The organism is Sunxiuqinia dokdonensis, assembly GCF_001270965.1.
GTDB classification, from domain to species: Bacteria; Bacteroidota; Bacteroidia; order Bacteroidales; family Prolixibacteraceae; genus Sunxiuqinia; species Sunxiuqinia dokdonensis.
Genome location: NZ_LGIA01000024.1, coordinates 1 through 24,276 on the forward strand (window position 1 = coordinate 1; position 24,276 = coordinate 24,276).

Sequence of the window (24,276 nt, forward strand, 5' to 3'; positions counted from 1 at the left end):
AACCAACAAAATCATCTTCCAACACAAAACTTGCCGCATAAAAACAAAAAAAGGAGGCTGTCCCAAAATTTAGTTTTTGGACAGCCTCATCAATGCCCGATGCTTCCCTATCAGAAAGAAAGTGGTTTTTTTATTGGGTGAAGCGGTTTCCGAACCGCTTTACGGCGAATCGGAATTCGCCGCACCCGGGGAGCTGACCGCTTGCCTCGGCATGCACTTTGCGTTTTTGAGGGTTTCACTCCAAGTGAAGCTCTCAATAAGAAACATGGCGTCTTTTCGCTTTTTGCTGCTGGAATCAAGCATAACACTCAAGCACTTGATGACCCTTCCCTAAGGTGTTGATGGAGAGCGGGACCTGATGTGTTGCAATTTTAATACCTGTTAAAAATATTTTTAATAGGTATTAAAATAAATTTTGACAGGTATCAAAATATAATTTGACAGGTATTAAAAGGAGAATTGATACGTGTTAAAATTTCAAGAAGTACGGAAGGAAAGTCTCTTCATTGCGGGAGGCTTTGTCGTCTTGTCCGTGCAAAAACTTCGTCGGGTGCCGGTGTTTTTTGCAGACCATCAAAAACAAGCGGCCGTCTCCAGTCTGTTTGGAGGCGGCCGCCGGGTATTGTCATATTGTCAAGACTTGTTTGCTATTTTGTTTCTTTCACCACCACTTGTTTGGCGTGTCCGGGAAGAATCAGGTTGAGCAAGATGCCGGCTACGGCAGCCAGTCCGATTCCGGCCAGCGAGAAGTTGCCCCAGGAGATGACGGCGCCACCAATCCCGATGGTCAGTACAATGGACACCACCACCTGGTTGCGGATTTTGCCCATGTCGGTTTTTGAGTCAATCAGTGTTTTGATGCCCACCGAGGCAATCAGTCCAAAAAGCAGGAGCATGATTCCGCCCAATACGGCTTGCGGAATGGTTTTCAGAATACCACTAATTTTACCCACCAGCGAGAACACAATGGCCGTAACGGCTGCAATCCGCAGAATGAACGGGTTGGTCACTTTGGTCAGGGCAATGGCTCCGGTTACTTCCGAGTAGGTTGTGTTGGGCACACCGCCCACCATACCAGCCAGTCCGGTCGCAATACCATCACCCAGCAAGGTGCGGTGCAAGCCCGGCTTTTCAATAAAGTTTTTCTCGGCAACACCGCCAATGGCGTACATATCGCCCACGTGTTCAATGATGGGCGCCACAGCTACCGGAATCATATACAAAATGGCTCCCCAGCTAAATTCAGGCATAATAAATCCAGGAAGGGCGAACCAGGCGGCTTCTTTCACGGGAGTGAAGTCGATCACACCAAACAGGAACCCGGCCAGGTAACCGACGATAATTCCGATAAAAATCGGAATCAGCTTAATCAGTCCTTTGGTGTACACCACCACAATAACTGCTGTCGCCAAGCTGATGACCGCAATAATCCAATGCGTTTTGGCCATGTCAACCGCTACCGATGCCAGCGACAAACCGATGGTAATAATCACCGGGCCCACCACGGTTGCCGGAAACAGCCGTTCAATAAATTTGATGCCGCGCCATTTTACCAGGGCCGAAACCACTCCGTAAACCAGTCCCACGGCAATAATTCCGGAGAAGGTGCCGGGCAGGCCATACAGCCTGGTGGCTTCAATAATGGGGGCAATAAAGGCAAAGCTACTGCCAAGGAAAACGGGTACCATTCCTTTGGTAATCACGTGGAAAATCAAGGTTCCCACACCGGCGGTAAACAAGGCAACGGCCGGATCGATGCCAACTAAAAGGGGCACAAGAACAGTTGCCCCGAAAGCAACAAACAAAAACTGTACGCCCAAAACCATGTTACGTCCCGTAAACTGGTTCTGGTTCTCATTCTTCATCAGGTTCATCATCGAGTTGAAAATTTGGTTTGATATTTAATATAGTTTTGCTGAAATGTCGCGAACGTATAGTTGAATGTTTGTTTTGCCGCGGAACTCATTCTCTGCTATGGAATAACAGATGTCGAATGGCAGTCCCTGGCTGATGGCTTCGTAATGGTCGGCCTGGTTGAACGCAATGGCCTGAAACACGGACGAGGTGAGGGTGGGTTCTACCAGGTCCAGTTTTAAATGCTCGAGCTGGCGGCCAACGCAGCGGCTGGTTCCGGCATCCAGCACATTTTCGGTGACAAAAACCGGGGTCATGTTGTGCGGGCCAAAGGGCGAAAATTGTTTCAGAATGCGGTAAAACTTGGGGGTGATATCGGAGAGCTGGATTTTGGCATCCACCTCAATCATTTCGGTTTGTTGCTGCTCGGTGATTTGTCTGGCCACAATTTCTTCGAACCGGCGGGTGAAAGCCGGAATGTTGTCAATCTTCATGGTCAGTCCGGCCGCATACATGTGTCCGCCATACGATTCGAGCAAGTCGCTGCACGAGCCAATGGCTTCATACAGGTCGAAATCCTTCACCGATCGGGCCGAGCCGGTCGCCAGTCCGTTTGATTCGGTTAAAATAACGGTGGGGCGGTAGTGATGTTCGGTCAGGCGGCTGGCCACAATGCCAACCACGCCTTTGTGCCAGTCGCGGTTGTACAAAACCGTGGCTTTCCGGTTCTCTTGGTTCGGGTCGTGTGCAATCATATCCAGCGCTTCCTGGGTGATGTCACGATCCAGCGTCTTGCGGATTTCGTTGTACGAGTTAATTTCGTTGCCCAATTCCATGGCTTCTTCTTCGTCGGTAACCACCATGATGGCCACCGATTTTTTGCCGTGCTCAATACGCCCGGAAGCGTTTAGCCGGGGACCAATTTTGAAAACGATGTCACTCACCGAAATGTCTTGTCCCACCAGTCCTGCAATCTGGATGATGGTTTTCAGTCCCAGGCTGGGGTTGGAGTTCAGCTTGCGCAGCCCATAATAAGCCAGCACGCGATTTTCGCCTACCACCGGCACAATATCCGAAGCAATACTGACCACCACCATGTCGAGCAAATCGTACAGTTCAACAATCGGAACGTCGTTTTTGATGGTGTAAGCTTGCAGCAGTTTAAAACCAACGCCGCAACCCGACAGTTCTTTGAAGGGGTAGTTGCAGTCGGGGCGTTTGGCATCCAGAACGGCCACGGCATCGGGAATCACATCGTCGGGATTGTGGTGATCGCAAATGATGAAATCGATGCCCCGATCTTTGGCATTCTTGATTTTGTCAACGGCTTTGATTCCGCAGTCCAGTACAATAACCAGCGAGATCTTTTGTTCCGAAGCGTAGTCAATACTTTGGGGCGAAATTCCGTAACCTTCAGAGTAGCGATCAGGAATGTAATAGTCCAGATCCTTGATGCGACTGCGTAAAAACTGGTACATCAAAGCCACCGAAGTGGTTCCGTCCACATCGTAATCACCGTAAATCATCACTTTTTCCTGGTTTTCGATGGCCTGCTCCAGCCGGGCAACGGCCTTGTCCATGTCTTTCATCAAAAACGGATCATGCAGGTCGGATAAGCGGGGACGGAAGAAGGATTTGGCTTCGTTGTAGGAAGTGATTCCGCGTTGTGCCAAAAGATTGGCGATCACCATGTTCACGTTGAGGGCAGCAGATAAATGTTTGATAACATTGGCATCGCCTTGGGTTTTAATGTTCCAGATTTTATCCATTCTGATTGCTTCTGCCTCTTTTTGGTGTACACGATTTTAGTTTGTCAAAGATAAGCAATGAACTCCGATCTGGAAAGTGAAAGAAATTCTGCCGGTCGTATTTTGTTAATAAATAGCGGAGATTTGAATCTAATTTTCAACCATTCAAACCATTAGACTTATTAGAAAATTATCAACAGGCGTTTTGAAATGGCAAACGGTTGATTATGTTCCTTTTAGTTTGAAATGGACATTGACAGGGAATCAGTATTTCTTTGTTATCTTTGCACAAAATTTTTCAAGAAATACATCAAATTGAATCATACCCATGAGTGTAGCAGAGCTTAGCGAGCAGGAAGTTATTCGCCGTACGTCATTGGCGAAGTTGCGAGAGTTAGGAATTGAGCCGTACCCGGCTGAGGAATATCCCGTAAATGCCAAGGCGGCTGAAATTAAGGCCGGCTTTGACCCGGAAAAAGGAAATTACCAGCAAGTGGTTTTGGCCGGTCGGATCATGAGTCGCCGGATTATGGGAAAGGCTTCGTTTGCTGAACTACAGGATGATTCGGGCCGGATCCAGATGTATTTTAACCGCGATGAAATTTGCCCGGGCGAGGATAAGACTTTGTACAACGAAGTATTTAAGAAACTGCTGGATATTGGCGATATCATTGGCGTGAAAGGTTTCGCGTTTGTCACCCAGGTTGGTGAGAAGTCCATTCATGTGAAAGAGTTTACCGTACTCGGGAAATCGCTTCGCCCCTTGCCTGTGGTGAAGGAGAAAGATGGCAAAACCTACGATGCCTTTACCGATCCGGAGCAGCGTTACCGCCAGCGTTATGTCGATCTGATCGTCAATCCACAGGTGAAAGATACTTTCATCAAAAGGACAAAAATCATCAACACCATGCGCGAGATGTTTAACGAACGAGGATACCTGGAGGTGGAAACACCTATTTTGCAGGCGATTCCCGGTGGAGCAGCCGCGCGTCCGTTTATCACGCATCACAACAGCCTGAATATTCCCTTATACCTGCGTATTGCCAACGAACTTTACCTGAAACGCCTGATTGTTGGCGGATTTGAAGGCGTTTACGAGTTTGCCAAAGATTTCCGTAACGAAGGCATGGACCGTACGCACAATCCGGAATTTACGGCGATGGAGATTTATGTGGCCTACAAAGACTACAAATGGATGATGAATTTTACCGAAGAGATGGTTGAGCGTGTGGCTTTGGCTTTACATGGCAAAACCGAAGTGCCGGTTGGTGACAAACTCATCGATTTTAAACGTCCGTACCCGCGGGTAACTATGCGCGATGCCATTTTGGAGCACACCGGACACGACATTGCCGGTAAAAATGAACAGGAACTGCGCGAGATTTGTAAAACCCTTGATATTGAAACAGACCCAAGCATGGGCAAAGGCAAGTTGATTGATGAGCTGTTTGGCGAAAAATGCGAGCACCATTACATTCAGCCGACTTTCATTATTGATTATCCGGTTGAAATGTCACCACTGACCAAGAAACACCGTGAGAATCCGGAGCTGACCGAGCGTTTTGAGCTGATGGTGAACGGTAAGGAACTGGCCAACGCCTATTCGGAACTGAATGACCCGATTGACCAGCGCGAACGTTTTGAAGACCAAATGAAGCTTTCGGAAAAAGGCGACGACGAGGCTATGTTTATTGACCAGGATTTCCTGCGCTCGCTGGAGTATGGCATGCCACCAACTTCGGGCATGGGCATTGGCATCGACCGCCTGACCATGTTTATGACCAACAACGCATCCATTCAGGATGTGCTTTTCTTTCCGCAAATGAAACCCGAGAAAAAAGCGGAAGTTGATTCGGATGAAAAGTTCATCGAAATGGGTATTCCGGCCGACTGGGTCGGAGTGATCCGGAAGTTGGGATTCCAGAAAACCGAAGCCTTAAAGGAAGCCAAAGCCGGAAAATTCTTCAATGAGCTTTGTGGTTTCAATAAAAAGAACAAACTTGGCCTGACAAATCCATCAATGGATGATGTTAAACAATGGCTTGAATAGCTAAAGTTGTTTAATTTATGAATTCAGAACCAAAAGTAGCGGTTATAGGAAGTGGAAGCTGGGCAACGGCCCTGGCTAAAATCCTGTTGAATAACGAGGACAGCATCAATTGGTATTTTCGCAGCGCCGACAATATCGAGCAGTTCAAACGTTTCAGGCATAATCCGAATTATTTGCGGGGTGTTGAGTTTGACATCAACCGGATTCAGTTTTACGACGACCTGAATGAGCTTGTTGAAGCCTCCGATATTTTAATTCTGACCATTCCGTCAGCCTTTCTGCACGAAGCTTTTTCAAAACTGACGGTTCCAATCAACCAGAAATTTGTAGTGTCGGCCATCAAAGGCATTGTGCCGGAGTACAACCAGATTGTGGGCCATTATTTACATGAATCTCATCAATTGCCTTTCGAGCGGATTGGTGTGATTACGGGTCCTTGTCATGCGGAGGAGGTCGCACTGGAACGCTTGTCGTACCTGACCATTGCCTGCCCAAACATCAAGCGGGCACGCGATTTTGGTACCAAGCTCGACTGCGAGTACATCCGCACACACGTGTCGGACGATATTTTCGGAACTGAATATGCTGCGGTGCTAAAGAATATTGTTGCCATTGCATCGGGTATTGTACACGGCCTGCGTTATGGCGATAATTTTCAGGCGGTGCTCATAGCCAATGCCATTCAGGAAATCAAACGATTTGTGGACAAGGTTCACCCCATCACCCGCGACATCAAAAGCTCGGCTTATTTGGGCGACCTGCTGGTGACGTCCTATTCGCAGTTTTCGCGAAACCGTACTTTTGGCGCCATGATTGGCAAAGGCTACACAACCCGGACGGCACAAATTGAGATGCACATGGTGGCTGAAGGTTATTACGCCACCAAGTCCATTCACGAAATCAATGAGACCTACAAGGTGAAAATGCCAATTTGCGATGCCGTGTATAACATTCTGTATGGCAATGTACCGCCCGCTGTTGAAATTCGACAGTTGACGAATAAATTAAGATAAACGACAAAAAAAAGAGGTACTTCATTAGAAATACCTCTTTTTTATTGGCCTCAGAAAGTCTTTATCGCATGGCTTTATAGGCATTGATCAATCCGTTGGTGGATGCATCATGGCTGCTAATTTTCTCCTCATTCGTCAACTCAGGAAGAATGTTATTGGCCAGTTGTTTACCCAATTCTACGCCCCACTGGTCGAAACTGTAGATGTTCCAGATAATTCCCTGCACAAAGATCTTGTGTTCGTACATGGCTACCAGCGCACCCAGCGTATGCGGCGTCAGTTTTTTAAACAGAATGGAGTTGGTTGGGATGTTGCCCTGGAAGATTTTAAAGTTCTTCAAAGCCTGGATTTCATCCTCTGATTTTCCGGCCGCTTTCAATTCTGCAACAACCTGTTCTTCGGATTTTCCCACCATCATGGCTTCGGTTTGGGCGAAGAAGTTGGCCAGCAACTTGGGATGATGATCTCCGATTTGGTTCTGACTAATGGCCGGTGCCAGGAAGTCGCAGGGAATTAACTTGGTTCCCTGGTGGATCAACTGGTAAAAGGCATGCTGACCATTGGTGCCGGGTTCGCCCCAGATAATTGGGCCGGTTTGGTAATTCACGGTTTCGCCATTTCGATCGACATATTTTCCGTTGCTTTCCATGTTGCCTTGCTGAAAATAAGCCGAAAAGCGGTGCATGTATTGATCGTAGGGCAGGATGGCTTCTGTTTCGGCACCGTAGAAATTGTTGTACCAAATGCCGATAAGCGCCAGGATAACCGGCATGTTCTGATCAAATTCTGTCGTTTTAAAATGATTATCCATCGCATGAGCACCTTCCAGAAACTCGACATAGTTGTTGAAGCCAATCGCACAAGCTACCGATAACCCAATGGCCGACCAAACTGAATAACGGCCACCAACCCAGTCCCAAAAGCGGAACATGTTTTTCGTATCAATACCGAAAGCAGCAACCGCTTCAGCATTGGTTGATAAGGCCACAAAATGATTCTTTACGAATGATTCATCTTTTGCCGCCTTTAGGAACCAGCTTTTTGCGCTGTTGGCATTGGTCATGGTTTCCTGTGTGGTAAAGGTTTTTGAGGCCACAATAAATAAAGTCGTCTCCGGGTTCACCAACTTCAAGGTTTCGGCAATATGTGTTCCATCCACATTCGATACAAAATGCAGGTTGATCTGTTCTTTTTTGTAGGGCTTCAACGCCTCAACCACCATCAGTGGCCCCAGGTCCGAACCGCCAATGCCAATATTGACAATATCGGTAATGGGTTTGCCGGTGTAACCTTTCCAGTTCCCCGAGATGATCTGTTCAGAGAAGTCCTTCATTTGGGCCAGCACCTCATTGACTTCGGGCATGACATCTTTTCCGTCAACCAAAATGGGCGTATTGCTGCGGTTGCGCAAAGCCACATGAAGCACGGCACGATCTTCGGTGGTATTGATTTTTTGGCCCGAAAATTCGCTGGCGATGGCTTCTTTCAGGCCACATTCCTCGGCCAGTTGCAATAACAGTGACAAAGCTTTGTCATCCAGCCGGTTTTTTGAGTAATCCAAGAGGATGTCTTCAAATTTCAAACTATATTTTTCAAAGCGCGAAGCATCGCCGGCAAACAGGTCTTTAATCTGGGTGTCTTGAAACGAAGCGTAGTGTGCTTCCAGCGCTTTCCAGGCGTTGGTGGTTGTAGGATTTATTTTTGGTAGCATATTCCGTAGATTTTAGTAAAAAATAAAATGGGTCGACAATTGTGAATGGCTGCAAAGATAAAAAAAGCATTGAAGATGTCGCTCTGCTACCCGGTGATTGTATTGTGTGAAAAGGAATGTCTGATGTTTGCCGCAAACAAAACTCGGCCACCGCGCGAATTTTTTTGTGTATTGAATGTGAATCAATTAACAAGCCATGCGGTGGCCGAGGGAATTGGGAAACTGCCCGGGGCTGATCTCTCCCTGTGAAGCGTGGAAGAGCGTATCCCCGTTTTAATTTGAGTCAGGCGTCAGTGGCCTATTGTTTATCATACACCATGTGTTCTTCCACATCGCCGTACGACGAGGAAGCATGGCTGTCCAGCACCAGCGCAGCGCCATCCATGCTGTAGGTTTCCTTGATGGTCATGGTGCCGCCATCGCGCATGGAGATACTGGTGTTGATGACCAACGACTTTTTGTCGTCTGACCAGTTGACGGTCGATTTTTTCTCTGTGTCGCCCCAGCCCTGGTTGATGCATTCTTTTCCATCAAGTGTAAATTTGTCGCTAATGGTCATGTCGTTGTTCTGGAAACTCACATGCTTGTCCACCCCCAGCTCGTTGCCGGATTGTTTGATGTCGATTGACTTGGGAGCCATACTCCATTGGTCGTTCAGCTCACTTTTTGAACTGTTTAATTTCCAGCTGCCGGAGAAATTGGCTTGGGCCGAAGCGGCCATTGTGGCTAGTGCCATCACGATTACGAAGAGAAGTTTTTTCATTGTTTGTACATTTAGGAGAGTTAGTAAATTATTTTGCTAATGGGTGTTAGAATGAATTCTATCCAAAAGGTTTAAAATCATGGTCTTCTTTTGATGATTGCCGAAGAATACCCAAGCGATGTTCGTGCCAGGCTAAGCCAGACAGGTTTTCAAGGGTTGTTTTCTCAGAAATTTAATGAGTTGAGGAATTCGGTTCTGAAATGAATATGAAAACCATTTGTTGATTCAGGCTGTTCTTCATAGGTCGTTCGTAGGGTTTGGGATATCGAGCCGCGCTTAATTTTAAAGTTGGGAAGTGATGTTTCATTTAATCAATCTTTCTTTTATTGTTATGATGAATGCTTTGATTCTCTTTGACTTTTCAGGAGCCAGCGATTTAGCTGACTGGACTGTGGTTAACGATGACGTGATGGGAGGCCGGTCAAGTGGGGCGATCTCGCTCAATTCCGAGGGAAATGGCGTGTTCGAAGGCACCGTTTCGCTTGAAAACAATGGCGGGTTTTCCTTGGTTCGCTACCCCTTGGGGAACACGAATGTGGAAGACTTCAAGAAAGTGCTCATTCGGCTGAAAGGCGATGGTAAACGCTACCAGTTCCGGCTCAAACGGCAGGCGACGGATTATTTCTCTTATGTCGCCTATTTTGAAACAACGGGCGAATGGCAGGTGATTGAAATTCCATTGCAGGAGCTGTATCCGGCTTTTCGGGGGCGGCGGCTAAATGAGCCCAACTTTCAGGGTGATTCCATAGCGGAAATTGCATTTCTTATTGGAAATCAGAAAAACGAGACATTTAAACTGGAGCTGGATCAAGTGTCGTTGCGCACAAACGATTGAAATTTGCACGGGCTTGAATTTTTGTCACGACTTGTATCAGATTCCGGCGCTTTCTTATCTTTACCGCATGAAGTCAGACCGGTTTAAAGGATACCTTTTCGCGGCCATCGCCACGATTGCCTTTTCCAATATTTATATTTTCAGTAAAGCCGCGCTCAATGAAGTGCATCTGGCGCAGTTTGGCGTTTACTGGTTTTTTATTGCGATGGTTTTGAGTGTGGCCTGGCTGTTTAAAACCGGTAGTCACCGGGCCATTGCACATTTATCGAAACGGCAATGGCTAATTTTGGGCTTACTGGGTATTCTGGAAATCCTGACCACGACCAGCTTTTTCCTGTCCATTCAAATTATTCCTGACCCGGCAGTCACTTCCTTTATTGGCAACCTGTTTCCGGTGATCCTGACGGGTATGGGCATTGTGTTTTTGCACGAGCGTTTTACCTGGCTCGAATCGTTTGGAGCAATCCTTGCCTTGATTGGCGCGTTTATCATTAGCTACCAGGGAGGAACCACTTTGGCCGACCTGTTTATTCCCGGAACCGGAGTGGTGTTGATCAACGCGATTTTTGCTGCTACGGCCTCGCTGGTGGTCAAAATGAATGTCAAAACCATGACACCCGAATTGCTGATCACCAACCGGGTGGTCTGGCTATTCACATTTTCCCTGATCATGTTTTTTGTTTACGAACAGTCGTTTGTGATTCCGGCGCGGGCACTGGTCAATATTGCCATTGGCGCAACGCTGGGGCCTTTCCTGGCTATCCTGATGATCTATTATTCGTTCCGTTACATCGAAGTGTCCAAGTCATCTATTGTCCAAAGCCTGAAGGGGGTTTTTGTTCTGCTCGGGAGTTACCTGTACTTCCACACCTTGCCATTAACCCACCAGCTCATTGGGGGCGGCATCACCATTGTTGGGGTCTTGATTATTTCGGTAAGCAAAGCCCGTTTAGGACAAAAAAAGCAAGCTTGAAGCTTCCTTGCTTCAAGCCATCAATCCTTCAATCCATCTCCGACTACACCTCCGGCAGTTCCCATGGGGCGCGGTATTTCGGAATTACGTAGGCGTTGGCCGTATCGCTGTTGCTAAACCGGCCTTGCTGGTCATCCCAGTGCAGGAGTCCGGCACCGGAGCGAATGGCGATGTTGGCGCTGTGGGCTGCCACGGCAACTGCCCTCCCGATTTCCGGCGTGCAAACTGGTTGCTCCCGATTGCGAATACACTGCACAAAATCCTGTACATGTTCGGCATGGTTCTCGCCCTGGACCTGTTTTTCCATCGGCTCAGTTTTGCCCGCCTTTTTGTCGTTGTCCCACTCCGGAATCAGTTTGAACCCGCTGCGATCGGCGACAATGGTTCCCAAATCACCCACAAAGGCCAGCCCGTAGTTTTGATCCCACGGCCCGGTTTGCGTGCCGGCGGTGTGTTCCCAGGTCACGGTATAATCATCTTCAAACTGAAAAATTACCGACATGGTGTCGAAGGTTTCGTGGTTGTGGTCGCGAAACGAGAGGTTGCCGCCCGAGGCCATGATGGTTTTGGGCGGTGTGCTGATGTCTTTGGCCCAAAACGCCATGTCGATCAGGTGCACACCCCAGTCGGTGACCAGTCCGCCGCCATAGTCCCAAAACATGCGCCAGCTGCCATGAAAGCGGGTAGGGTTGAAGGAGCGTTCTTTGGCGGGCCCCAGCCACATATCGAAATCAACTCCTTCCGGAACGGCGGTGTCGGGCTTTTTCAACTGGCCAATGCCATAATTGAAATTGCCCCAGACACTGGTTTTCCGAAGCTTTCCAATCTGCCCGTCTTTAATCAACTGATTGATCTGATTCCAGTGTTGCCCGCTGCGTTGTTGCTGACCAACTTGAACAAAGTTCTTGCTGTAGCGTTGGGCGGCTTTCACCATCCGGTTACATTCTTCAATGCTGTTGGCCATGGGTTTTTCCACATACACATCCTTGCCGGCTTGTAGGGCATAAATGGTTGGCAGGCAGTGCCAGTGGTCGGGAGTTCCCACAATCACCGCATCAATATCCTTATTCTCCAATACTCTGCGGAAATCGCCATACAATTTCGCTTGTTGTCCGTAATCGCGCGAAACGATGCCTGCCTTTTCTTCCAGTATGTTTTTGTCGATGTCGCACAGGCCAACGCAGTTCACTCCGGGCATATTCAGGTGATGTTGCAGAATGCCAAAGCCCATGTTGCGGCAGCCAATCAGCGCTACGTTCACCTGATCGGAAGGAGCGACGGATCCGTGCAGATAGTGCGAAAAAGCGGGAATGGAAGCTGCTCCAAGGGTGGCTGCACCGGTCTTTTTAATGAAGTTTCGTCTGCTGTTATTCATGCTGATGGAATTTAGTGGTTCGTTTGACTTACATTTCAATGCGCTCGTGTTTTTTCTGCCGGAAGGTTTCAATTTCTTCTTCTGAAACCGGTTGGGTGCCGCCAATGGTTGTGGCTACTTTGGCGCCTGTGGCGTTCCCAAATTTCAGCGCTTCTTCGAGCGATTTCCCTTGTAAGAGCTGGTGAATAAAACCGGCCGAACAGGCATCGCCCGATCCAACCGTGTCGCCCAGTTTAACCCGGTAGCCCGGATCGTAATGGTATTCGCCGGTGTTGGACAACACAAAGGCCCCTTTTTCGCCAAGCGTTCCCAATACCAGTTGCAGATGATAGTTTAAAATTAGTTCGCCTGCCAAGTCTTTTAAGGTGTCTGATTCAAGTTTGAGGAATTCCTTCAGGCTGATCAATTCTTCATCATTTATTTTTAGAATATCAGTCAGACGAAGGCTTTCCTCTATGATTTCCTTTGTGTAGCAATCTTTTCGCAGGTTGATATCATAAAAAAGGGTGGCCTCTTTGGCAGCCAGCAATAGTTGGCGGACAGCATCCCGTGCCTGTTCCGTGCGCTGAATGAGGGTGCCGAAACAAACACAGTCGACATGGTGAACCAGTTCCAGTGCAGCCGGTGTCGCTTCCAGTTTGTCGTACGCCACGTGTTCATGAATGCTGTAGTCCGGAATGCCTTGTTTGTTGAGCTTCACCTGTACGGTTCCGGTAGGGGAAGCGGGATCGACCTGAATGTTTCGCTCGGAGAGTCCCAGTTGGAGAATCTGTTCAAGCGCTTCGTCGCCCAAATCATCATCACCAACACGGGTGATTAATTGTCCCAAATCGCCAAAGGAATTGATCCGGTAGATGAAGTTGGCAGGAGCGCCGCCCAGTACCTTACCGCCAGGTAATAAGTCCCAGAGCAATTCGCCAACAGCAGCAACAATTTTTTTCATCTGATTAGGTTTATTTTGATTGGTCATTCAAATGTAAAAAGAATTATTGAGAACTATTAACAATAAAAGTTGATGTACAACAGCTTGACAGTCGAAAAATCGGTAATTTCGGGGATGAATTATTTGGCGCATCTCTATCTTTCGGGCGAGGACGAATCGATCTTGGTTGGCAATTTCATTGGCGACTATGTGAAGGGCAATCAATATCAGCAGTTTCCACTGGCGGTGCAAACCGGCGTTTTGCTGCACCGGCAAATCGACTGGTTTACCGACCGGCATCCCTTGGTGAAAGATTGTGCCAGTCGTTTCAAAACCAATTATGGCCGCTACTCGGGCATTGTGACCGATGTGATTTTCGATCATTTTCTGGCCGTTGGCTGGAGAAACTATTCCATCTATCCCCTACGCCAGTTCTCCAAGCATGTTCACGCCATTTTGCTCTCCAATTTTAATCTGCTTCCGTTGCGTGTGAAGTTGTTCCTGCCGTTTCTGATTCAGCACAAGCGGCTCGAATCCTATGCCGGGCTCGAAGGGATCTGGCAGTCGCTGGCCATCATGGGCCGACGCACCAGCCTGCCCGAAGAAGCAGACTTTGCACTGGACGTGCTCCGGCAGGATTATGACCTGATCAAAAGGGAGTTTGAAGTTTTCTTTGCGGATTTGGTTGATTTTGTGGAGAGCAACTTTGAAGTGGAAATCAAAAAGCCCGCAGATAACAGACTTTGATCGGCTGGATTTGTCGTTTGGCCAACACGAAGATTGCGAACCCCCGGCAAATCACGCGTCATTCCGAACTTGTTTCAGGATCTGCCGGCCGTTTGCACCGCCCCGGTTGCCTCAGATCCCAAAACCAACCAAAAGCATTTAAACACGAAGCCACCAGGACACAATGGAGTGATCAGAGATCAATATCAGGCGACCAGTGAAACCTGGCTGCCGGTTGTTTTTAGCAAGCCACAAAAAAGCCAGACGATGTCGCCGAACAGCCAGACGATGAAGCCAAGTGGCCAGACGAACCCAGCCACCCGCCAGACGATGTCGCCGGATAGCCAGAACCACTCGGCGGGGAGCCAGACGATGTCGTCAACTGACAAGAAGGCAGTCGCGAAGCGCCAGACGAACTCGGCGACTGACACGGAGTCAGTCCGGAGGAGCCAGACGAACTCGCCGACCCTCCAGACGAACTCGGCGAGGTGCCAGACGATGTCGGCGGGGCGCCAGATCATCGATGGGACGCGGGAAATCGGGAAAAAGACACGAATTGGAAAATCGGGCAGGCGTTCATTAGAAAAAAAAGTATCTTGGGGAGGGAAAAAAGAGACCTTTCGGATGCTGAGAATTCATAAACGTTCAAGCTGTTGAATAAAAATGAGTTAAAAACTCAAGACCGCTCACCCCTTTCCGATTTTCATCGGAACAGGCAGTTACCGATTCGCTCAAACCGAGGGGCAGGTCGGGATGGATGGGCGCGAAAGCATTAAAACAACCCAACAGTATACGCATGTAACCAATGGACAATTCAAATTTAAAAGCTTACTGGATGACTTATTGTAATTTTAAAATACTAGTTTTACTAACCCTGTTTAGCAGGGAATTAACAGCCCGGAATAATAGCGGGCTATATGTACAAGTACATATACACAGACGCTGCATATTGAAATTAAACGACACATATTCTATGACAAAGAATTTGCTCACTCTAACGATACTTCTTCTTTCAATCAGTTGTACGATTACAACGACAAAAAAGGAAAGAGAAAAAACGATTAGAGAATTTAAGGAAAGAATTAAAAAATATGATCCCTCATTCGTCGATCATTTTCCATCAAATCTCAATACTAACGACAACATTTCGTTTATTGAAAGATCTGCTCAAACTTTTGGAGAAACAAGTATTTTTTTAAGCTTGTATGACGCAGATTCAACGGTTGTTTCCAAACTGAAAGATAAGTTGACTCGTAATGCTATTGCAAATTATCATCCCAACGACAGTTCATTACTCGTTCTAAATCGTTTTACAGATACAAAAAATCTACTCTCAATTAGATCCGCTCGGAAAAGCCCTGAAATGATCTGGTTAATTGATAGTGTTGATTATAAAAACAAATATCCTGTACCAAACTTTTTTTTCAGTAGATATTCGACTCCTAAAACAATAAGCCGATTACCGGCAGATTTCAGATTATATGTGATAGATGCAAAACCAGGGAGATTTTGGGAAAACAAATATCTTTCAAATGGTAAGTTCATGCCTGAAAAATGGAAGAATGGATATTCGAAGGGAATTGCTATCGACCAAACTAATAGAAACATAATTTATTGGTTTGCGATATGGTAAAAATGAAAATACGCAGCACAACAAATTGTAATATGGCAGGCGGGTTTCATCTCGGTTTGACAAGTCAAACCAATGTTGCCACCTCCTGTGGTTCTGACAGGATTTCTGTTGGAAATCCCGCCCGACCACATACAAGTGACCGTTAGCGGTTATTTTAAACGAAGAAGATTCATAGATTATTACACAAACTGATTTTGATAGAAGTTGAAAGCTGAAAAGGAAAATATAGACAATAATTATTTGAATGAACTTCAGGAAAAAGTTAACAGATATAAAAACTCGGCCCCTGAAATGTATTTGAATTTTATAAATATTGACACGCTTGTTGACGCTGGACGATACATTGACAACTTAAAGCCGAAATCAAAATACAGAGAATACAAAAAACAAATTTTAAAATTTATTGACGCTTTAGAAAAAGACAACACTCTTGAGAAAAAGGACATTGTTGAGCTAAATCGTATTTATCTAAACTCTTTAATCCTTGACTTAAAAAGTGAGCACGGATTTAAAGAAAAAAATGATTGGTTTTGGGCAGGGGCATTTAACCTTGTATTAGACTTGGTTTTGATATTAACAGGAGTCGCAAAATATTACTATTATATTCCAGTATTCACGACTATTGCGGTGATTCGAAATATCAGACGAATCAAAAAATCAAAAAGGGAAAATAAATATCTTGACCTTTAAAATATATCAGTTACAACGAGACATAAATGAAAATTGAATAAAATAAAAACAACCGCTAATAAATAGGGCTTTAAGCGGCACGTAGTGCCCAGCTTTGAGCTCCGGTTGAACTACAATCCGGGGCTCGGGTGTTTTTCTATGGACTTATCAATACTTTTTGGTTTCTCAGCTACTGATCGGATGACTCCAAGTCATCCGATCAGTAAAACAGCCAAGGCTTTGAAATCCGGTTTGCCGCTTGCGAGTGAGGGGTTTCAACCGAAGTAAAGCCCTCATCCATTGACGATGGACGAAAGCCAGCTATAAAAGTTTTGTTTGTTCCACGGGTTTTGGCGCTTTTACCACCAGCACCCGCACCAAATGGTCGGTGTTGTTGGCAAAGTAATGGGTGATTTGCTTGGGGCTTTCAACCAAATGGTCTTGAGGTACCGTCTGCTTTTTATCACCAATGAAAATATCAGGACTACCCTCCAATACATAAAAAAACACGTCAACTGGTGTTTTGTGTGGTTTAAGGCTTTCGCCTGGTTTTAGCGTAATATGAACAACCTGCGCATTGTCATGGTTATACAGCTCGCGCGCATCAATTTGATGCGGGGTTTGCTTAATTTCTGTTTCAGATACCTTTACAATTTTCATCGTCGGGAAATTTATAAGATTAATTTTTCAAGCATGAATGTTTTTTTTCGCTTCAACTGGGCCAAGCCAATATGCCGGACTTTGGTGTTGTCCGCCGGGGCAAGCTCAGCAAGTTTGGTTCTCCGGACTTGAGCTGGTCCGTGAGGACTTTCACCGAAGTGAAACCCTCACCAATTCAAAGTTAGACAATTTGCAATTTGGGGTTGGCATTCTTGAAGAAAAACTCTTCCTGACCAAAGGCGGGTTCCAACTCGTCGAGCCAAATGGCTTTCGGATTGTACTTGGCAAAGAAGGGGCGTCCCACCCAGTCGGGGTTACGGCCTTGCAAAAAGTTGAGTACAAACACCTGTTCGCCATGAATTTTTTGAATGCCCAGTACCTGAACTTTTCCGGGAGCGCACGACATGGATGGCCCGCGCACGGTGCGGCACACGCCACTCACCTTTTGAATGGCTTTCTGATAAATTCGCCAGGCCTGATCGAGTGTCACTGCAAAGTAATCTTGTGCACCGGTGTCGCGGGCAATAAACATGTAATACGGAATGATGCCCAGGTTGACTTGTTCGCGCCACATGGTGGACCAAATGGCCGGGTCGTTGTTAATATTTTTTAGCAGGGGCGATTGCGAACGAATCTGAACGCCGGCATCTTGCAGGTTTCGAATGGCTTCTTTCACGGCTTGGGTTTCCATGGCCCGTGGGTGATTAAAATGCGCCATCAAGGAGACGGAAATCCCGTGGTCGGCCACTTTCCGGAAAAGCTTCATTAAATCTTCGGCATCGTCATCAGTGGTAAATCGGTAGGGCCAGTAAGTCAAGGCTTTTGTTCCAATCCGGATGGTGCGGACATGCTTCAGACCGGCCTCCAGAATGGCATTGATGTAATGCTCAAAAAACTTGGTTTTCATCACAGCGGGGTCGCCTCCGGTAATCAGCACATCGGTAATCTCCGGATGCGCCTTCAGGTACTGAACCATTAAATCGGCTTCCTTCATGGCAAATTTAAAGCTGTTCATGGCGAATTGCGGCCAGCGAAAACAGAAGGTGCAATAGGCATGGCAGGTTTGTCCCTGGCTGGGGAAAAACAGCATGGTTTCGCGGTACTTGTGCTGAATGCCGTTGAGCCGTACGCCATTTAATTCGGGTACGTTGGCCTCTTGTCCTGCCGGGTTCGGGTTCAGTTGCAAGCGAATTTTGTCTACGGCCTTTTTCAAGGTGGCTTTGTCGGCGTTACTTTTAATCAGATTGGCAATCTTTTGAAAATGTTCCTCGGAAAGCATTCCTTTTTGCGGGAAAGTGAGGATGAAAAACGGATCCTTTGCAAAGTTGTTCCAATCGATTAATTCATCAATGATGTAATTACTGACTTTGAAAGGTAAAACGGTTCCGATAACTTCAATAACAAACTGTTCCTCTTCGGTTAAAAGCGCGATTTGAGGAATTTGCCGAAAGTTACCGAGCGTGTAAGAGCGATAATTCATGATCTTTAGTTTTTAAGAAGTTAATACCACCAGGAGTAATAACCAATATCACGCGAAACTGGAGTTGCCTTTGCAGCCCCCTAAAACATGATATATTACATACTTTTAAGTCCCTTTTTTGTAGCAAAGCGAAGGTAGTAAAAAAAGGGGAATTTGGGAACGATATCTTATCCTAAGTTGCCGTTTTAGTGGCTCAGCTTCTCGGCCCGGCTGGCATCTAATCGCAGGAAAATAAAGAGCAAAATGGTGAACGACCACAGCGATGATCCGCCGTAGCTGAAAAAGGGCAGCGGAATGCCGATGACCGGGGCCAGGCCAATGGTCATGCCGACGTTGATGGACAGATGGAAGAAAATGATGCAGGCCACGCTGTAGCCGTAGACCCGGCTAAAAGTTGATCGCTGTCGCTCGGCCAGGTAAAGCAGCCGGAGCAATAAGAACAGGAACAGGCCAATGACGGTAGTGGTGCCAATAAATCCCCATTCTTCGCCCACGGTACAAAAAATGAAGTCGGTGCTTTGTTCGGGTACAAAGTCGAACTTGGTCTGGGTGCCATTCAAAAAGCCTTTTCCGGAGAAACCCCCGGAGCCAATGGCAATTTTCGATTGGTTGACATTGTAACCCACGCCCAGCGGATCAGATTCGATTCCCAACAGTTCGTTGATGCGGCTTTGTTGGTGCGCTTGTAATACATTGTTGAATACATAATCGACAGAGAAGGTTAAAAACACCAGGCCAAGATACAATCCTAAAACGATCAGCAGGTTATGAACTCCTTTTCGAAGCGAATAGATGGCAAAGATGACGGACGATAAGATTGTTGAAGCCAGCACAAGCTTCACTTCCGATACATTGATTTCGAAAATAGGTCCACCAAAGAGAAACAGTGCTGACAAGCTCGCGTAAATGACGAGTGCTTTCATTGTTTCAGAAAGTCGCTGTTGCATGATGTAGTGGAAAATCAGGGCTCCGGCAGTTAAGGTAAAAATGGTGTGCAAGGGCGACAAAACCAGCGTGAGTATAAAGATGATGGCCACGATGAATGTCAGAAAAAGCACAAAGCCCGATAAACCTTCGCGAAACAGAACAAGAAGAAAAACACCAATAACCAAGGCCGACCCGGTGTCGTTTTGCATGAAGATAAGGACCACCGGCAGGGCCAGAATGACTCCAATGATCACCAACGATTTAAAGCGGTGCATCTTGAAGTTGTACGAGCTTAAATATTTAGCCAGGGCCAGAGCCGTGGTAAACTTGACAAACTCAGCCGGCTGAATGGCAATACCGCCAACCTGAAACCACGATGTGGAACCTTTAACTTGTGTTCCGAACAGGAGGACAGCAATGAGCAGCAGGATGGTAATGGCATAAAAACCGTAGGCCGAAAAGACATAGAACTTGCTGTCGACCAGGATGAGGGTGAAGCCAATAACCAGGGCGGCAACAATCCAGATGAGCTGTTTGCCATAGCGCTGGGTCATATCCAGAATGCTGCTGTGCTCTTCGTTGTACACGGCTGCGTAAATGTTGATCCAGCCCATGAAAACAAGGACCAGGTAAAGGATAATGCTGACCCAGTCTAAATTAGCCCATATGTTGTTTCGTCGTGCCACGCTTGTTATTTTGGTTGATTTGGATTTAACAAGTTTGCATCCCGCATACGCTCTTCCACCGCAATTCTTCGTGGAGCAATCTGCCCTTGCAGGTATTTTTCAATGATCAGGCTGGCGATAGGAGCCGCGTAACGAGATCCCCAAACACCATTTTCGACATAAACCGAGATAGCGATCTGCGGATTTTCTTTTGGTGCAAAAGCAATAAAAACCGAGTGGTCTGACCCGTGTGGGTTTTGCACCGTTCCTGTTTTTCCGCAGATGATGATGCTATCCAACTTTGAGGAATAACGAACGTTGCTTTCTTCGACTACGGCTTGCATCCCATCAATAACAACGTCAAAGTGGCTCGGATCAATGGTTGTTTCATGCCGCTCGAACTTGAGTTCTTCCTGCTCATCTCGGTCGCTCCAAATCGATTTCACCAGGTGCGGCGTGTAATAAAAGCCGCGGTTGGCGATGGTTGCTGCCAGGTTGGCCAACTGAAAAGGGGTAATGAGCAACTCGCCCTGACCAATTGCCATGGAGCGTATGGTTAAGGCATTCCACCGGTTTTCGCCATAGTAATAGTTGTAGTATGAATCCTCCGGAATATTGCCTGCCAGTTCGTTGTTTAACTCGGTCCCCAGCCTTTGTCCCAGGCCAAAGCTGAGCAGGTGGTTTCGCCAAACCTGATAGCCCTGATCAGCACGCGGATACTTGCGGATAATGGAGCTGTAGGTATTCCAGAAAAACGGGTTGCACGACTCCCTGATGGCATCGCGCAGGGCAATCGGCGAATAGTGGCTGTGTGTACACCGGATGGGGCGCGAAACGGTTCCGCTACAGCTAAAGCGGGTTTGCTCGTTGATTGTATTTTCCTGAAGGGCAATCAATCCATTGATGAGTTTAAAGGTTGAACCCGGTGGGTAGGCCGCCCGGATGGCCCGGTTGAAAATAGGCTTGAGCGTGTCCTCTGCCAATTGCTGATAGTTGGCGCCCCGTGCGCGGCCAACCAGCAGCGAGGGGTCGTAGGTTGGCGCACTTAAAAACGCCAGCACTTCGCCGGTGGCTGGTTCAATAGCTACCACACTTCCCTTTTTGTTTTGCATCAGGTATTCGGTGTACGCCTGAAGTTCAGCGTCCAGTGTTGAAGTCAGGTTTTTGCCAAGAATTGCCACGGTATCGCTTCGGCCTTCGCGGTAGCTTCCTTTCACCCGGTTGTGTACGTCAACAAGCTGAAAGCTTACGCCTTTTTGTCCGCGCAGTGCTTCTTCGTAGGAGTTTTCCAAGCCCGTTACACCAATGTAGTCGCCCTGGGCGTAATATGGGTCGTTTTCAATTTTGCTACGGTCAACTTCGCCAACATAGCCCAGCACGTGTGCTGCTGTTTTTTGAGGATACTCACGCAGGGTTCGGGCCTGAACAAAAAAGCCGGGAAAGCGGAAGATCTTTTCCTGCAGTACCGCGTAGTTTTCGGGCGAGAGCTGTTTGATGATCACCGAGGGTTTATAGGTCGAATACTTTTTGGCTTTTTGGAGGTTGGCAATCAGCTCTTCTTTTTCAATATCCAGGATCTGGCAGAAACTGGTTGTGTCGAAAGCCGTGAGCTCGCGTGGCGTAACCAGCAAGTCATACGACGCTTTGTTGTACACCAGCAACTCGCCGTGGCGGTCGTAAACCAGTCCCCGTGCCGGATAGGTGATCACCCTCCGCAGAACGTTTCTGGTGGCCGACTGCTTATAATCGTTGTCCTGCACCTGCAAGCGAAACAGGCGCACCGTGAACGCCAAAGCGACGAGGATAAAAATGGCGGCCAATACATATTTCCGTTTTGAAAAGTTGTCCACGAACTCACTCCTTAAAAATCAGAAACTGACTAATGATGACCAATACGATTGTAAAGGCGGCACTTAATAAGCTTCTGGATAATGTGTAAATAAATCCCTCAAAGGTAAAAACTTCGACAAAAAACAAGAAAAGGTGATGCGCCAGCACCAGCATGAGCGTGTAACGCAGAAACCAGCCAAATCCCATAAACGACAAGCGGGGAGGGGTGTTTACCTCAATGGTGTCGCGCGAGGAAATCAGATCGATGGCGAATGGCCGCAGAAATGCCAAAAAGGTCGTTGCCGAGGCGTGAATGCCAGGCGTGTTGCTGAAGATGTCGATGAACAGGCCGAGGAAAAATCCCATAAAAAGCAAGAGGTAGCGAGGCGTTTCAAATGGCAGCAACAAAATAAACAGAACATATAAATAGGGGTTGACATAGCCGCTGAACTGGATGTTGTTCAGGATCAGGGCCTGCAGCAGCACCAGAACCACGAGCATAATCAGGTATTTCAGCAAGTCTCTAATCATCCGTATTTTGTTCTTCTAAATTGATTTGTTCTTCCAGAAAATTGTTCTTCACCAGTTCGACATGCGAAATGGTTTTAAAATTGGTTGACAGGCGGATGTTGATCTGGTAAAAGTTGGCACCGCTGTCGTGATTAAATTCATCGATGACCCCGATCAAAATGCCTTCCGGGAAAATGGACGAATAGCCGCTGGTCACAATGGTGTCGCCAACTGCCAGTTCAACATGGAAAGGGATTTCGTTTAAACGGGCGTATTGGGGGTCATTGCCGTTCCAATACAAGGAGCCAAAGTAATTGTTCTTTTTGATTTTGGCCGAAACCCGCCAGCGTCGGTTCAAAATGCTGGGCCCTGAGCTGTAGTGTTTTGACACATTGGTTACGACGCCTACCACACCGTCGGGGCCAATAATGCCCATGTCCTGCTCAATGCCATCCAAAAGTCCTTTGTTCAGCGTCACGTAGTTGTGTTGCTTGTTCACCGAGTTGTTGATGATACGTGCCGGAATAAACTGGTAGGTGGTATCGCTGATGACGGACGTATCGGCATGACTAAAAATGTCGAGCACCTGCAATTTTTGGAGCTTCGTTTGTAATTCGGCGTTTTCACGCGCCAGTTCCTCGTTGATGCGCTTCAACTGAAAATAGCTGGTCAGGTTCGACGACATTTCGTACACCGAAGCCGAGAGCTGGTTGCTGGAATTGAGAAATCTGACTCGCTGAAAATTGTTGTAGTTGACAATCAAAATAAGCGAAATGACTTCGAGTGCCAAAAACAAGAAAAAAACGTGAAAACGAGCAAGAAACTGGAGCAAACTTCTCATGAAGCAGATGGATTTTACTCCTTCCTACTCAGTGTTACCTGATCAGGAAGGAGAATTTATCAACGTTTTTAAGCGCGATGCCGGTACCTCGTGCTACTGCTCTTAAAGGGTCTTCGGCAATGTGGAACGGAATATTGATTTTCTCGGTCAGGCGTTTGTCCAGGCCGCGCAACAGGGCGCCGCCACCTGCCAGGTAAATTCCCCGGGTCACAATGTCGGAGTACAACTCCGGTGGTGTTTGCTCCAAAGCGCTCAAAATGGCGGTTTCAATCTTGGAGATTGATTTTTCCAGGCAATGCGAAATTTCCTGATACGATACCGGCACCTCAATCGGAAGTGCAGTCATCTGGTTTGGTCCCTGAATGATAAAGTCATTGGGCGGTTCTTCCAGTTGCGAAAGCGCCGAGCCTACATGAATCTTGATTTCCTCGGCTGTACGTTCACCAATTTTGATGTTGTGCTGGTGCCGCATATATTCCATAATGTCCGCCGTCAGGTCATCGCCGGCAATCCGGATGGATTTGTTGGTCACGATTCCGCCCAGCGAGATCACGGCAATTTCGGTTGTTCCACCGCCAATGTCCACAATCATGCTTCCTTCGGGCGCTTCTACATCCAAGCCAATTCCAATGGCAGCGGCCATGGGTTCGTAAATCATGTACACTTCGCGGCCTCCGGCGTGTTCGGCCGAGTCGCGCACGGCACGTATTTCAACTTCGGTTGAGCCGGAAGGGATACAAACTACCATTTTTAAAGCGGGCGAAAAGAACCGCGATTTGGGATTGATCATTTTAATCATTCCCCTGATCATTTGTTCGGCGGCGTTAAAATCGGCAATCACCCCATCACGCAATGGACGGATGGTTTTTAGGTTGGCGTGGGTTTTCCCCTGCATCTGGCGGGCTTTTTCGCCAATGGCAACCAGCTTTTCCGTTTTCAGATCGATGGTCACAATGGACGGTTCGTCCACTACAATTTTATCATTCTGAATGATGATGGTATTTGCCGTCCCCAGGTCAATTGCAATTTCCTGGGTCAAAAATGAAAACAATCCCATAGTTTAATTCTCCTTACTGTATCTAAATTTCCGC

At 47.2% G+C, this 24,276-nt stretch carries 21 protein-coding genes; 7 read left to right on the forward strand and 14 right to left on the reverse strand.

Annotated features, from left to right (window positions below; genetic code table 11):
- Positions 1-647: 647 nt before the first annotated feature.
- Entirely contained in the window at positions 648-1,877 is a 1,230-nt protein-coding gene (locus NC99_RS02430) for a uracil-xanthine permease family protein (protein WP_239684391.1), read from the reverse strand.
- A gap of 24 nt (positions 1,878-1,901) precedes the next feature.
- The gene (gene recJ, locus NC99_RS02435) at positions 1,902-3,623 is read right to left on the reverse strand and encodes a single-stranded-DNA-specific exonuclease RecJ (protein ID WP_053179491.1); all 1,722 of its coding nucleotides are present in this window, start codon (positions 3,621-3,623) and stop codon (positions 1,902-1,904) included.
- Between the two features lie 307 nt (positions 3,624-3,930).
- On the opposite strand from recJ, the gene lysS reads away from it, so the two are divergent.
- Entirely contained in the window at positions 3,931-5,652 is a 1,722-nt protein-coding gene (gene lysS, locus NC99_RS02440) for a lysine--tRNA ligase (RefSeq protein ID WP_053179493.1), read from the forward strand.
- 17 nt (positions 5,653-5,669) lie between these two features.
- A complete protein-coding gene (locus NC99_RS02445; protein ID WP_053179495.1) occupies positions 5,670-6,665 on the forward strand; it encodes an NAD(P)H-dependent glycerol-3-phosphate dehydrogenase in 996 nt (331 codons plus the stop codon).
- Positions 6,666-6,726: 61 nt separating this feature from the next.
- Here NC99_RS02445 and pgi read toward each other — a convergent pair whose 3' ends face one another.
- A complete protein-coding gene (pgi, locus tag NC99_RS02450; RefSeq protein ID WP_053179497.1) occupies positions 6,727-8,376 on the reverse strand; it encodes a glucose-6-phosphate isomerase in 1,650 nt (549 codons plus the stop codon).
- 298 nt (positions 8,377-8,674) lie between these two features.
- Entirely contained in the window at positions 8,675-9,139 is a 465-nt protein-coding gene (locus tag NC99_RS02460; RefSeq protein ID WP_053179502.1) for a lipocalin/fatty acid-binding family protein, read from the reverse strand.
- Between the two features lie 331 nt (positions 9,140-9,470).
- On the opposite strand from NC99_RS02460, the gene NC99_RS02465 reads away from it, so the two are divergent.
- Positions 9,471-9,974, forward strand: a complete 504-nt coding sequence (locus NC99_RS02465) for a CIA30 family protein (protein WP_204374874.1) — start codon at positions 9,471-9,473, stop codon at positions 9,972-9,974.
- 13 nt (positions 9,975-9,987) lie between these two features.
- Entirely contained in the window at positions 9,988-10,947 is a 960-nt protein-coding gene (locus tag NC99_RS02470) for a DMT family transporter (protein ID WP_157624382.1), read from the forward strand.
- 43 nt (positions 10,948-10,990) lie between these two features.
- Here NC99_RS02470 and NC99_RS02475 read toward each other — a convergent pair whose 3' ends face one another.
- On the reverse strand, positions 10,991-12,322 hold the full coding sequence (locus NC99_RS02475; protein ID WP_053179507.1) for a Gfo/Idh/MocA family protein: 1,332 nt from the start codon (positions 12,320-12,322) through the stop codon (positions 10,991-10,993).
- A gap of 28 nt (positions 12,323-12,350) precedes the next feature.
- The gene (locus NC99_RS02480) at positions 12,351-13,265 is read right to left on the reverse strand and encodes a carbohydrate kinase family protein (protein WP_162231122.1); all 915 of its coding nucleotides are present in this window, start codon (positions 13,263-13,265) and stop codon (positions 12,351-12,353) included.
- Positions 13,266-13,337: 72 nt separating this feature from the next.
- Between NC99_RS02480 and NC99_RS02485 the strand changes: the two genes are divergently transcribed.
- Positions 13,338-13,991: an acyl carrier protein phosphodiesterase gene (locus NC99_RS02485; protein WP_053179511.1), complete on the forward strand. Its 654-nt coding sequence runs from the start codon at positions 13,338-13,340 to the stop codon at positions 13,989-13,991.
- A 185-nt stretch (positions 13,992-14,176) separates the two neighbouring features.
- Here the strand turns inward: NC99_RS02485 and NC99_RS02490 are convergent, their stop codons facing one another.
- The gene (locus NC99_RS02490) at positions 14,177-14,491 is read right to left on the reverse strand and encodes a hypothetical protein (protein WP_053179513.1); all 315 of its coding nucleotides are present in this window, start codon (positions 14,489-14,491) and stop codon (positions 14,177-14,179) included.
- A gap of 452 nt (positions 14,492-14,943) precedes the next feature.
- On the opposite strand from NC99_RS02490, the gene NC99_RS02495 reads away from it, so the two are divergent.
- Positions 14,944-15,603, forward strand: a complete 660-nt coding sequence (locus tag NC99_RS02495) for a hypothetical protein (RefSeq protein WP_053179516.1) — start codon at positions 14,944-14,946, stop codon at positions 15,601-15,603.
- A gap of 204 nt (positions 15,604-15,807) precedes the next feature.
- Entirely contained in the window at positions 15,808-16,293 is a 486-nt protein-coding gene (locus NC99_RS02500; RefSeq protein WP_053179518.1) for a hypothetical protein, read from the forward strand.
- Between the two features lie 300 nt (positions 16,294-16,593).
- On the opposite strand, the gene NC99_RS02505 is transcribed toward NC99_RS02500, so the two are convergent.
- The 7 genes from NC99_RS02505 to NC99_RS02535 form a co-directional block, all read right to left on the reverse strand.
- The gene (locus NC99_RS02505) at positions 16,594-16,932 is read right to left on the reverse strand and encodes a cupin domain-containing protein (RefSeq protein ID WP_053179520.1); all 339 of its coding nucleotides are present in this window, start codon (positions 16,930-16,932) and stop codon (positions 16,594-16,596) included.
- 181 nt (positions 16,933-17,113) lie between these two features.
- Complete coding sequence (locus NC99_RS02510; protein ID WP_053179522.1) at positions 17,114-18,412, reverse strand: KamA family radical SAM protein; 1,299 nt, start codon at positions 18,410-18,412, stop codon at positions 17,114-17,116.
- 185 nt (positions 18,413-18,597) lie between these two features.
- Positions 18,598-20,025: a rod shape-determining protein RodA gene (gene rodA, locus NC99_RS02515; protein WP_053179524.1), complete on the reverse strand. Its 1,428-nt coding sequence runs from the start codon at positions 20,023-20,025 to the stop codon at positions 18,598-18,600.
- Between the two features lie 5 nt (positions 20,026-20,030).
- Complete coding sequence (mrdA, locus tag NC99_RS02520) at positions 20,031-21,854, reverse strand: penicillin-binding protein 2 (protein WP_053179526.1); 1,824 nt, start codon at positions 21,852-21,854, stop codon at positions 20,031-20,033.
- Positions 21,855-21,858: 4 nt separating this feature from the next.
- The gene (mreD, locus tag NC99_RS02525) at positions 21,859-22,365 is read right to left on the reverse strand and encodes a rod shape-determining protein MreD (protein WP_053179527.1); all 507 of its coding nucleotides are present in this window, start codon (positions 22,363-22,365) and stop codon (positions 21,859-21,861) included.
- Positions 22,358-23,185, reverse strand: coding sequence for a rod shape-determining protein MreC (gene mreC, locus NC99_RS02530; protein WP_053179529.1), 828 nt, complete (start codon positions 23,183-23,185; stop codon positions 22,358-22,360). The genes mreD and mreC overlap by 8 nt, the downstream gene beginning before the upstream one ends.
- A 34-nt stretch (positions 23,186-23,219) precedes the next feature.
- Positions 23,220-24,242 carry a rod shape-determining protein gene (locus NC99_RS02535; RefSeq protein ID WP_053179531.1) on the reverse strand — a complete coding sequence of 341 codons (1,023 nt, stop codon included), beginning with the start codon at positions 24,240-24,242 and terminating at the stop codon, positions 23,220-23,222.
- Positions 24,243-24,276: the final 34 nt, after the last annotated feature.